The sequence below is a fragment of the Paenibacillus sp. FSL H7-0331 genome, from assembly GCF_001956045.1.
This window is the reverse complement of sequence record NZ_MRTH01000012.1, coordinates 44,204-56,575: the sequence shown is the minus strand read 5'-3', so window position 1 is coordinate 56,575 and position 12,372 is coordinate 44,204. Positions and strand designations below refer to the sequence as shown.

Annotated in this window: 10 protein-coding genes; 2 read left to right on the top strand and 8 right to left on the bottom strand. The window is 48.2% G+C overall.

The window, feature by feature from the left end:
• Positions 1-42: 42 nt before the first annotated feature.
• The 5 genes from BK127_RS18870 to BK127_RS18850 are packed head-to-tail and all read right to left on the bottom strand — an operon-like array spanning position 43 to position 6,761.
• On the bottom strand, positions 43-969 hold the full coding sequence (locus tag BK127_RS18870) for an ABC transporter permease (RefSeq protein ID WP_076233057.1): 927 nt from the start codon (positions 967-969) through the stop codon (positions 43-45).
• 21 nt (positions 970-990) lie between these two features.
• Entirely contained in the window at positions 991-2,637 is a 1,647-nt protein-coding gene (locus BK127_RS18865) for an ABC transporter substrate-binding protein (RefSeq protein WP_179097533.1), read from the bottom strand.
• A 42-nt stretch (positions 2,638-2,679) separates the two neighbouring features.
• The gene (locus BK127_RS18860) at positions 2,680-4,008 is read right to left on the bottom strand and encodes an LLM class flavin-dependent oxidoreductase (protein WP_076233055.1); all 1,329 of its coding nucleotides are present in this window, start codon (positions 4,006-4,008) and stop codon (positions 2,680-2,682) included.
• Positions 4,009-4,052: 44 nt separating this feature from the next.
• Entirely contained in the window at positions 4,053-5,381 is a 1,329-nt protein-coding gene (locus BK127_RS18855; protein WP_076233054.1) for an LLM class flavin-dependent oxidoreductase, read from the bottom strand.
• Positions 5,382-5,426: 45 nt separating this feature from the next.
• Positions 5,427-6,761 (bottom strand): LLM class flavin-dependent oxidoreductase, encoded by a 1,335-nt coding sequence (locus BK127_RS18850; RefSeq protein WP_076233053.1) that lies wholly within the window; start codon positions 6,759-6,761, stop codon positions 5,427-5,429.
• 294 nt (positions 6,762-7,055) lie between these two features.
• Here BK127_RS18850 and BK127_RS18845 point away from each other — a divergent pair, with 294 nt between their 5' ends.
• The gene (locus BK127_RS18845) at positions 7,056-7,940 is read left to right on the top strand and encodes a LysR family transcriptional regulator (RefSeq protein WP_076233052.1); all 885 of its coding nucleotides are present in this window, start codon (positions 7,056-7,058) and stop codon (positions 7,938-7,940) included.
• A gap of 106 nt (positions 7,941-8,046) precedes the next feature.
• Here BK127_RS18845 and BK127_RS18840 read toward each other — a convergent pair whose 3' ends face one another.
• Complete coding sequence (locus BK127_RS18840; protein ID WP_076233051.1) at positions 8,047-9,060, bottom strand: SDR family oxidoreductase; 1,014 nt, start codon at positions 9,058-9,060, stop codon at positions 8,047-8,049.
• Positions 9,061-9,417: 357 nt separating this feature from the next.
• Between BK127_RS18840 and BK127_RS18835 the strand changes: the two genes are divergently transcribed.
• Positions 9,418-10,518, top strand: a complete 1,101-nt coding sequence (locus BK127_RS18835) for an iron-containing alcohol dehydrogenase family protein (protein ID WP_076233050.1) — start codon at positions 9,418-9,420, stop codon at positions 10,516-10,518.
• Between the two features lie 91 nt (positions 10,519-10,609).
• Here BK127_RS18835 and BK127_RS18830 read toward each other — a convergent pair whose 3' ends face one another.
• Together BK127_RS18830 and BK127_RS18825 are read right to left on the bottom strand one after the other, a co-directional pair.
• On the bottom strand, positions 10,610-11,665 hold the full coding sequence (locus tag BK127_RS18830) for an alcohol dehydrogenase catalytic domain-containing protein (protein ID WP_076233222.1): 1,056 nt from the start codon (positions 11,663-11,665) through the stop codon (positions 10,610-10,612).
• A gap of 4 nt (positions 11,666-11,669) precedes the next feature.
• Positions 11,670-12,353: a GntR family transcriptional regulator gene (locus BK127_RS18825; protein WP_076233049.1), complete on the bottom strand. Its 684-nt coding sequence runs from the start codon at positions 12,351-12,353 to the stop codon at positions 11,670-11,672.
• Between the last annotated feature and the right edge of the window lie 19 nt (positions 12,354-12,372).

The window sequence follows — 12,372 nt, the reverse complement described above, 5'->3', positions numbered from 1 at the left end:
TCTGATTCCAAGCGTATCCCGTTCTTGTGCCGACTCCCCCGGTTAACTGCGCGATTTACGCACCCGAGGATCCACATAGGAATACGAAATATCAACCAGCAAATTAACGAGAATCGTAATGACTGCCGTAATCAATACAGCTGCCTGAATGACCGGTATGTCCTTCTGGTTGATGGCATCAACGACCATTTTACCTAAGCCTTGCCTGGAAAAGACGGTTTCTGTTACTACAGCTCCAGAAAGCATATTACCGACGATAATACCGAGTATCGTCAGTGCAGGCAGCAGCGCATTTCGCAGCACATGCTGGTAAAGAACAACCCTTTCGGAAAGCCCTTTGGCTCTGAGAGTGAGCACAAACTGTTCGCCGATAACCTCCAGCACACTATTGCGAACCATACGAATCAGTGTCCCTGCACCTGAAATGCCTAATGCTATCGCCGGAAGAATCAACTGCTTAAAGCTACCGTTCCCAATAGCAGGCAATAATTGAAAATGCACCGAAAATATCAATATTAGCAAAATCGCTACCCAGAATGAGGGCATGGACACGCCAAGCAGGCTCACCAATCGAATCACATAGTCCATGAAACGATTCTTATATACAGCAGACAGGATGCCCAGCACGACTCCAATTACGGCAGCGAACAGCGTGCTCAGCACAGCCAGCGACAGCGTTGCCGGCATCTGCGCAATCAACCGGTTCAGCACCGGCTGGCTGTTGGCAAACGAGGTTCCGAAATCTCCCTGGACACTGCTCCATATATAGGATAAATACTGCTGCCATAGCGGACGGTCCAGTCCCAGCTGCTGTCTCAAAAATTCGATACGGTCAGGTGCGGCGTCGTCTCCGGCAAGCATCACCGCCGGGTCTCCCGGAAGCCAGTGGATGATCAGGAAAACCAGTGTCAACGTTCCCAGAATAACGGGAATCGACACGAGTAACCTTCTTACAATATAACCTGCCATATCCGCTTCACCTTCACTTATTTATTTTTGAATCCATGCATCATAGAACACAGGCCATGCCGGGGAATCAAAGGTAATCCCTTGGACTTCCTTTACGGTTGCAAAAGAATACTGAAACACATAGGTTGGGATCGAGTAGACATTTTTAATGATGTGCTGCTGTACTTTTTTGTAAATGTCTATCCGTTTGGACGTATCATTTTCCAGCAAACCATCCTCCAGCAGCTGCTCCAGCTGAGGGTCATTCGTTCTTGTTGAATTATTTTTACCGGACGGCCCCTTGGTTGAATACAGCTGCCGCAGCACATTCGGATCTCCTGAAAACTGACTTCCGGCCAGCAAATCATAATCGTTCTTCAGACTGCGCTCCGAATACGTTCCTGACGGAAGCGAGATCAGCTTGAGCTCGATTCCTGCAAGCTTCAGCTGTTGGGTCAGGATGGATAGCAGATCCAATCGTTTCTCGCGATTGCCCTGCGTATCGAGGAATTCAATGATCAGCTTCTTACCGTCTTTGACGCGATAGCCATCAACACCTTTAATCCAGCCTAAGGATTCCAACGTTTCGTTGGCGCTTTTCAGATCATACTTCCATGATTTCTCCAACGACGCATCATAACCGAAGGTTTGGGGCGACAGAGGAGACCATGCCTGCTTGGAGGTTCCCAGGTAAATCGTCTTGATGGCAGAATCCAGATCAAGTGCCGAGCGTACGGCCTCTCTCACCTTCAGATTGTTCCACGGCTCTCTCGTCTGGTTAAAATATAACTGGTGATTCGCTTGAATCAATTCCGTTTCCAGGACGTTAAAATTTTTGTCAGCTTTCAAGGCAACCAGATTTTGCGGAGGAATGATGTCAGCCGCTTGTGCTTGCTTGCTTTGCAGAACGCTAACCCGCGTCGACTCTTCTTCCACATATTTGATGGTGATTTTATCCAAATAAGCCGGACCTTGATGCTTGGCGTTCGCTGGACCCCAGTTATAATCCGGGTTTTTGACCAGCTCGACCTGCGAGCTTGGGGTAAGTACTGATAGCTTGAACGGTCCGGTGCCAACCGGATTTTGCGGATATTTGTCTCCAAATTTTTTAACGGCTGCAGGAGATACGAATCCCAGGTCGACTTTGGCGGCATTGACCAGAAACGGCGCATACGGCGTAGCGAAATTAATTTTGGCCGTAAACTCATCGATCACATCGGTTGATACATAAGGTCCGATTTCATTAATGGATATCGACGCTTTTGTAGCTGGATCCTTGATGCGATCAAAATTAAACTTGACGGCCTCCGCATTAAACGGTGTGCCATCGTGAAACTTCACATCCTTGCGAAGCTTGAAGGTGTAGCTTTTCTTATCCTCCGAGATTTGCCACGATTCAGCCAGCCATGGTTGGATCGAATGATCGGGCAGTTCCACAACCAGACTGTCATACAAAGATCTCATGACGCGTGTAGTCGGGGCAAAGCCAGCTTTATGTGCATCCAGGCTGTCATTGGATACCGTTCCTGCCAATGCCCATACGAGCTCGCCACCAGGTGTAACCTTCCCGGGATCTGACGCCGCCTGGCTGCCTTTGCCGGCATCCGAATTGCTGCAAGCCGATATCAGAATAGACATGCTGAGTATAAATGCGGTGAGCTGAAGTACCGATTTTTTCTGTTTGTTCATAAATTCCCTCCGGTATAAATGCATTAGCCTATGGACTATCGTCTAAACAGTGACTTTCTGTATACTGTTGCGGTTAACCGGAAATGACAAACGGAGATGGTTGCGCAGCGTGTCTCCATCGTAGTCATCGCGGAACAGTCCCCGTTCCTGCAGGATCGGCACGACCAGCTCTACAAAATCCTGTAGGCTGCTTGGAAGCGCAGAACCAATAATAAAGCCGTCTGCCGCACCCTCCTCGAACCAGCGCTGCACCGTATCAGCTATCTTCTCCGGTGTGCCAACAAAGCTGCTTCTTGGCGTTGCGAACCGCAGTGCCGTCTGGCGAAGTGTCAGCTTCTCTTCCTTCGCGATTCGTTTAATCCGATCCGTTGCGCTGCGGTAGCTGTTGCTGCCGAGATCGCCAAGCTCCGGGAAGGGTTCATCCAGCGGATACTGTGTGAAATCGTGGTAAGTAAATGGACGCCCAAGTTGTATCAACGCATCCTCCAGATTGACACGGCCGACAATTTCCTGAAACTTGCTTTCTGCTTCCTCCTGCGTCCGTCCAATAACCGGTCCTATGCCAGGGAATACAAGAATTTCCTCGGAGGCTCGCCCGAATGCCGCAGCCCTTTGTTTGATATCCGCATAAAAGGCCTTCGCTTCTTCGATATTTTCATGGCCTGTAAAAATCGCATCCGCGCTTTTGGCGGCTAAATCCCGTCCTGTGCTTGAACCTCCAGCCTGAAAAATAACCGGCTGCCCCTGCTTAGAGCGAGCAATGTTAAGCGGGCCCTTGACTGAGAAGAACTCGCCCTTATGGTTCAAGGTGTGCAGTTTGCTTTTATCAAAAAATTCACCCGTTTCCTTGTTGCGCACAAAAGCGTCATCTTCCCATGAATCCCACAAACCTCTGACGACCTCAAGATGCTCCTCTGCCCTTTTATAGCGAACCTCATGATCGAAGTGCTCGGTTTTGCTGTAATTTTGGGCTGCGCCCTCCAGTCCGGTCGTAACCACGTTCCAACCAGCACGGCCATGACTGATATGGTCCAGTGAAGCGAACTGCCGGGCTACCGTAAATGGCTCTGTAAAGGAGGCAGTCAGTGTGCCCACCAATCCGATTTGTGAAGTCACCGCGCCAAGCGCCGATAACACCGTCAGCGGTTCAAGCCGATTCAGGTAGTGCGGTGCCGAGCCTTCGGTAATATAAGGACTATCGACAATAAACACGAAATCGAATTTGCCGGCTTCAGCCTTTTGCGCGATTTTCTTGAAATGCGCAAAGCTGACACTTTCATCTCCGTTCAGATCAGGATGCTTCCAGCCATGCTTGGAAGTGCCTACACCTGTTATCGTTGCGCCAAGTCTTATTTTTCTTGAATGAGCCATATGTGTACCTCCTAAAAGTTTTTATAGAAAGCTTGCAATCATGATTATGGGGTCACAGTCACTTTACTGTAACGATTAACAGGAACCTGCAGGCCCAGATGACCGCGCAGGGTATCATGCTCATATTCCGTGCGGAACAGCCCACGCTCCTGCAGAATGGGTATCACCAGCTCAACAAAGTCCTTCAAGGCACCTGTTGTCCCTGTCCCTACTATAAAACCATCCGCTGCCCCTTCCTCGAACCATTTCTGGATCGAATCTGCCACCTGCTCCGGTGTTCCGATAAATTCGCCTCTCGGAGTCGAGAACAGCAGCGCGGTCTGGCGCAGCGTCAGCTTCTGCTCCTTGGCTGTTCTTTTGATCCGTTCAGAGCTGCCCTGCTGGCTGTTGGCACCGTGCTCTCCCAGATCAGGGAATGGCTCGTCGAGTGGATAAACCGAAAAATCATGATCGTTAAACGGTCGTCCGAGCGCTACTAATGCATTCTCTATCGTCACCAGATTCGCATAGGTCTGGTACTTTTGCTCTGCTTCCTCCCGGGTACGTCCGATAATCGGTCGTATGTTCGGAATAATCGAGATATCGCCAGCCGATCTTCCGAAGGCTATTGCACGTCTTTTCAAATCCTTATAATACTGCTGGGTTTCTTTGAAGGATTGATGACCCGCGTATACGATATCTGCATGTTTCGCTGCAAAATTTCTTCCGTCCTCCGAGGTTCCGGCCTGCAGAATCGGCGGTTGGCCCTGCTTCGATCTGGATATGTTAAGCGGACCCTTCACCGAGAAGAACTCGCCTTGATGATTCAAGGTATGCAGCTTGCTTTTATCAAAAAATTCGCCGGTTTCCTTATTCCGCACAAATGCGTCATCCTCCCACGAATCCCACAAGCCTTTGACTACCTCCAAATATTCCTCAGCAAGCCTGTAGCGGACATCATGATCCAGATGCTTCTCTTTACTGTAGTTGCTGGCGCTTCCCTCCAGCCAGGAGGTTACAATATTCCAGCCGGCCCGGCCGTGGCTGATGTGGTCCAACGAAGCAAACTGCCGAGCTACCGTAAACGGCTCACTGTAGCTGACCGTTAAGGTGCCTACAACTCCGATTTTGTCCGTAACCGCAGCGAGCGCAGACAAGATCGTCAAGGGCTCGAAGCGATTCAGGTAATGCGGACTGGAATTTTCCGTAATGTAGACACTATCGGCAACAAACAGAAAATCGAATTTGCCCGCTTCCGCCTGTTTGGCCTGCTGCTTGTAAAATTCAAAATTAATACTGCCGTCGCTGAACGCTTCGGGATGTCTCCAATCCCACCAGCTGGCGCCTGCTCCATGCAGCTGAGCCCCCAATTTCAACTTTCTCTGATTCGCCATATAGATAACCTCCAGATTGGATAGACTTTATGAACATCGACTATGTTAAACCGTTATGCCAGCTTTAGCCTTTGTATTGCGGTTAACCGGAACCTCAAGTCCCAGATTCCCGCGCAGCGTGTCCTGATCATATTCGGAGCGGTACAATCCACGTTCCTGCAAAATCGGCACGACCAGCTCTACAAAATCCTTCAAGCCGCCGGGAATAGCAGAGCTGACAATGAAACCGTCAGATGCTTCCTCCTCAATCCACTGCTGGATCGTATCCGCTACTTTTTCAGGCGTCCCGACGAAGGTCGATCTTGGCGTTGCCAACCTGAGTGCAACCTGACGCAGCGTCAAATTCCCTTCTTTGGCTATCCGCTTTATTTTTTGCGAGCCACCCTGCTGGCTGTTGTTGCCCAGGTCCCCCAAATCCGGGAACGGCTCATCCAGTGGATATACCGAGAAATCGTGATCGTTAAAGGGGCGTCCCAATGAAATAATCGCATCTTCGATGTTAACAAGATTCAGCTTCTGCTGGAATTTGCGTTCCGCCTCTTCCTCCGTGCGACCGACAATAGGACCGATACCCGGTAAAATCGAAACATCATCCGCAGACCGTCCAAAAGCAACGACTCTACGTTTCAAATCCTTATAGTATGCCTTGGCTTCTTCAATATTTTCGTGTCCTGCAAAAATTGCATCTGCCTTTTGAGCAGCAAAATTTCTTCCGTCATCAGACGTTCCCGCCTGGAAAATAACCGGTTGTCCCTGCTTCGAGCGGGCAATATTGAGCGGACCCTTCACAGAGAAAAACTCTCCCTTGTGATTCAGGGTGTGCAGCTTGCTTTTATCAAAAAACTCGCCGGTTTCTTTGTTGCGAACGAACGCGTCATCCTCCCAAGAATCCCACAAGCCCTGTACAACTTCCAAATGCTCTTTGGCCAGCCGATACCGTGTTTCGTGAGAGGGATGCTCGGTTTTACTGTAGTTATCGGCACTTCCCGAGAGCCAGGAGGTGACGACATTCCAACCTGCCCTTCCATGGCTGATATGATCCAGAGAAGCGAACTGTCTGGCTACCGTGAACGGCTCGCTGTAGCTTGCGGTTAATGTGGCGACCAGCCCGATGTGGTCTGTGACTGCCGCCAAAGCGGACAAAATCGTCAACGGTTCAAAACGGTTAATATAATGCGGACTCGATTTTTCATTAATCGATACACTATCCGCAATAAAGGCAAAATCAAATTTACCTGCCTCAGCAATCTGTGCCTGCTCCTTATAAAAGCCGAAATTTACACTGGCGTCCGGAAGCGCATCGGGATGCCGCCAATCCGCCCATCCACCTCCAACTCCATGAATCATTGCACCCAGCTTTAATTTCTTGTGTTTTGTCATTTGAATACCTCCCAATTTTGTTTTGTATTTAAATGATAACTATTCCGATTGAATTACTATTAATTAATACAAATCATACCTCATCCGCTTTTTATTGTAAAATCGAAATACCTGATGTTTTTATTCACTTTTTATGAACTATGATAAAGTCCAAGCCAATAGTTGAGTATTCCCCTTGGTTTAATTAAATATATTCTTTAGATATATATACAGAACTATTATGATTTTGTACAATTGAAAAAAAAGAACTGTTCCTTCACTTATTTTGAAGTATCGGTAAAGGAGAAAACCGACATGGACTTGCGTACCATTAAAACATTTCAAACCATCGTCAAGCTGGGCAGCTTTCAACGGGCAGCGGATGAACTGCAGTATGGCCAATCTACGATCACTATGCATATTCAAAAGCTGGAGATGGATCTTGGCGTCAAGCTGCTGGAACGCGGAAAAAAGCTTCGATTGACGGAAGCCGGGCGGTTGTTTCATGAAAAATCGGATTTGCTGCTCAAGGACTACGCTTTTCTGAGCAATACGATGAACGAGTTTATTAAGGGTGAGACCGGCGTGATCCGTTTCGGCGCCATGGAACCAACAGCCAGCTATCGGCTGCCGCAAATATTGGGTCCGTTCTTGCAGCAGTATCCCAAGGTACAGATCAGCATCCAGATCGGTAACACTACGGTTCTGAGCCAGATGCTCGCTGATGATGAAATCGATTTGGCAATTTGCACGACTCCTGAAAGCGGTCTTAGCAGCACCTTCGAGCCTTTGTTTATAGAGGAGCTTGGACTGCTCATACCCGAAAATCACAGCCTCGTCGGTAAGGAGCACATCTATCTTCACGATCTTCAGAATGAAACCTTGTTAATCACGACCTCCGTCTGTCCCTATCGCAAAAAGCTGGAAAGCTGCCTGTTGGAAAAGGGTGGCAGTCCTTACAATGGGATGGAGATAGGGAATATGGCCGCGCTCAAGTATTATGTGCAGGCTAATTTCGGGGTTGCCGTCGTACCGTTGATTACCGTTCTTCCCCCGCCTGCTGGAACCGTGCTCAAGAACATTCAGGATCTGGACTCAGGACTGGTAACGGGTATTTTGAGAAAGCAGGAGGGCTCGTTATTCAGCTCTGCGGTTGAAAAACTGCTCGATGCGCTGAAGGTGGGGCTGTTGGCGGTTTAGGCAATAAACCAAAAATGCAGCCTGTCTCTCTGGGAGACCGACTGCAATATCAGCTTATTATTTACCAGCTTATGTTCAAATCGTTTGCAAAATTTTAAGCAGATGATTAGCTGTTGGCTCGCTGCCGCCCTGCCTCGTGGGCCTCGACAATCCGATCCATCAGTTCATTCCAGGCTGTGTCCACGGTGCATTTCTCCGGGTGTCCTTCGAACCATTCTACAGTCCGTTTGATCCCCTCATGAAAAGGAACGGTTGCCACAAAGCCGGGAACGAACCGTTTGATTTTACTGTTATCAAATACACTGCTCACTGCCTTATCACCCAGCAGACCACCGACACTATCAGGCGAGAACGCCGTTATAAAATCAGAGGAAATATTAGCAATATCAGGCTTAACTCCTGCTGCTGCCCCGATGGATCGAGTGATTTGATTCCAATCCAGTACCTCGTCGGAGGTAATATGGAAGGCATGTCCGATTGCTTTAGGATTGCCTAATAATCCAACAAATCCTTTGGCAAAATCGGTGTTATGAGTCATCGTCCACAGAGATGTTCCATCTCCGTGTACGACGATTTTTTTGCCTTTGCGCATCCGGTCCACCAGAGACCACGGGTGGCTCCAGCTATTCAGTGCGGATGGAATCATCGTATCTCCATATGTATAGGACGGACGTACAATTGTGATCGGGAAGCTCTCATTGCGATATGCATTCATCAGCAATTCCTCACAGGCAATTTTATCCCGAGAATACTGCCAGAATGGATTGGCAAGCGGTGTCGATTCCGTCACCAGGTACTGGCTGGCAGGCTTCTGATAGGCCGAGGCCGAGCTGATAAATATGTACTGGGATGTTTTGCCTTTGAACAGCTCTACATCTACCTGAACATGATCCGCAGTAAACGCAATCCAGTCTACGACGACATCGAACTCAAATGGCTTTAAAGCCTCCGCTGTAGCTGCTGCATCCCGAATATCTGCCTTGATCACATGAGCACCATCCGGGACAAAATCATTCCGCTGCCCCCGGTTTAACAGGTATAAATCGAAACCTTTTTCCACGGTCAGCTTGGAAACTGCCTGGCTGATTAACCCCGTGCCTCCAATAAACAAAACCTTCATGTTCGTTTTCCCTCCTCAAAGCTTCCTTTAGGAAGCTTGCATCGTAAGCATTTGCTTGAGCTTCCATCACGAAGCTTTCATCGTAAGCGTTTACTGAGCTCCCGTTTGGAAGCTTTAACGTGTATGACTTTCAAAATAATAATAACATATGCAGGCTCACTTGAAGTAAAATAGTACTAAACCCATTTTATTATAATGGATTGCGATGTCAAATTATTGAAAAAACAGTGGGTGCTTATGATGTCAGTTTTGCGGAAGCAAATCCCGCAGATGTTACGAAGTAGGTTTTCTGCCGTAAGTCGGTAAATGTTTATGAATGGTGTGATCCACTCAAACGCTAAGGAGGAATCTAACATTATGCTGGTGTCAATGGCGTATCCAACGGTTTATATTCAGGAACCGAACATTTTACAATTGTCCGGGGAATGGTTGGGGAAATTCGGAAAGCGAATTCTGATCATCGCGGGTAAAACTGCTTGGCAGAAAGCGGGACCGCAGATTAAAGCAAGCCTGGAAATGAATGCGCTTCAATTTCACTTGTGCACCTTTAATGGTGAATGTACCTATGAGGAAACCGAGCGCATTATGGCGCTCATACCTGAGCATATGGATTTGATCGTTGCCGTTGGTGGCGGGCAGTGCATGGACACAGCCAAGGTTGTCGCTCACCGTACTGGCATTAAAATGGCAACCATAGCTACACTGGCTTCCACCTGCGCAGCTACGACTCCACTGTCCATTATGTACAAGCCCGGTCATGAGTATTTGGGGATGGAGTATTATGATTGGTGCCCCGTGCTGACGCTGGTAGATCCGCAAATTATCGCAGAGGCTCCTTATCGGTATTTGATTGCTGGAATCGGTGATACACTGGCGAAGTGGTACGAGGCATACCCCATCAATGAAGGTAAATTTCAAAACGCCAAAACCCGTCTGGGTCTAAAAACGGCTGAGCTTGCACGGGATCTTCTGATGGAATTCAGCGAACAGGCGATTAGTGAAAGTAAACAAGGTCTCGCCGGTGACGCCATTCGGCAAATTATCGATACGAATATTTTACTGGCCGGACTTGTCGGAGGTATTGGCCACCATACATGCAGAGGCTCTGGAGCCCATGCTTTTCATAACGGAATGACCTGTATCGATGAAATTCACGGCACCTATCATGGCGAGCTGGTTGCCTTCGGCATTTTGTGTCAGCTGATGCTGGAGAACAAGTCCGAGGAGCAAATTGTTGAGCTGATGCGTTTCTATCAGGTGATCGGTCTGCCTGTCAGTCTGTTTGACATGGGCTGTACCGAAGTGCGGGATCACGAAATAAGGTTGAGTGCCCAAAGAGCCTGTGATCTGAACGAAATTATTCATTATCTCCCCTTCCCGGTCCACCATGATAATGTGTATGCTGCGATTCAAGCCGCTCATGCGCTTGGTGAAAAGGTCAAATTGGAGAGCAAATAGCAGACAAAAGCAGTCCCTCTACCACAATTCGGTCCGGGACTGCTTTTGGTATATCCACAATCAAATATTTTTTTTCAAACTGCCTTTGCTTCTAAGGGATCAAGATCGCTTTTATACACGGATCACCCTTCTCCATCATCTCAAAACCTTCCCGCCATTGCTCAAGACTGAGCTGGTGCGTGACCACCCCGTCCGTAGGCAGCTTTCCGTTGCCAATCCATTCAATAACCGACTCATAGCAATATGGGCTTAAGTGGGCGCCGTAAATATTCAATTCCTTGGAATCCCCTATAATGCTCCAATCGACTGTTACGAGATCCTTGAACACGCTAAACTCTACGAAGGTTCCCAGCTTTCGCACGATTTCCAGTCCCTGCTTGACGCTGGCCGGATGCCCTGTAGCCTCAATATAAATATCACAGCCATAGCCGTCCGTCATATTCATGATCATTTCTTTTACATTTTCTTTGGACGGATTGATCGTGATATCAGCGCCAAAAGCTTTCGCGAGCTCCAATCTATCATCCTTCATATCGAGTACAACGAGCTTTGTGGGATTTCTCAGCTTAATTGCCCCTATCATGCCAAGTCCCAAGGTTCCTGTTCCTGCCAGCACCACAATATCTTCATTGCCGATATTCGCCCGATCGACGCAATGCTTGGAGCAGGCATACGGCTCTATAAGGACTGCCTTTTCAATCGGGATTTCCTTCGGAATCGTATAATTGATCGCTTCCTTCGGAAATTTCATATATTCAGCCATGGCGCCATTGACATGAGTTTGAAAGCCATAAATATCGTGCCTTTGGCACATCCAGTATTTGCCCGTATTACAATATCGGCAGTCCCAGCAGGGCACGATCTGCTCGGAAATGACCCGATCACCTACTTTAAAATCACCCTTCACACCCGGTCCCATACTTACGATATGGCCGACAAATTCATGGCCCGGTATCGCTGGAGTTTGAATATAAGGCGGATTGCCGTCACCACCCCAAATTTTGGGCGCACCCAAAAAGGTTTTGACATCGCTGGCACAAATGCCGCAGGCCTCTACCTTAATTAAAATCTCCCCTTCGCCAGCTGTGGGCACATCAACCGTTTCAAGCCTGTAGTCACCTATTCCATAGACGACCAGGGCTTTCATTTTCTCAGGAATTTGAGTCTGTTCCAATTGTAGATCCTCCAGTCTGAGGGTACTGACCCTCCAAATAAGTAATAATCATCTGCTGACCTATTTCCAAGTGCCCCTTCAGTAGGTGAATCGCTTCATCAGCCTCTCCCGCTAATAGCGATTTCGTTATTTCCGCATGACTATGCATAACAAAACCGATATCTCCATAGGTTCCCGTCGTCATTTCTATCAAAGCACTCGTCAAGCCTTTGATCATCAGCCACATATTGAGCAGCGTACGGTTGCTTGCGGCTTTCACGATTTGATAATGATACTCGATATCCAGTCGAATCGTATCTGATTTGGAAGTGCTGGCTTCCATAGCTTGCTGGACTCCCTGTACACCAGATAAATCATGATGGCTTCCCTGTTCAATCAAGCTGCGAATCGCCAAAGCTTCCAGCATACATCGAAGCTGAAATAAATCCTTTACATCCTGCTTGCCATATCCCTTCACCAACGTTCGGCCGTTTCCCGGAGTTTCAGTCAACCCTTCGTTCTCAAGCAGGTGGATCGCCTCTCGAATGGGCCCCCTGCTTACGTTAAGCTCCTTCGATAACTGTACTTCACTCAGATGAAATCCTTTTGGATATTCACCCAGCAATATTCGGGTGCGCAAATAGCTGGCAACCTTCTCTGATAAAACTTCCTTTTGAATCATGTTACTCACTCCTATGGAG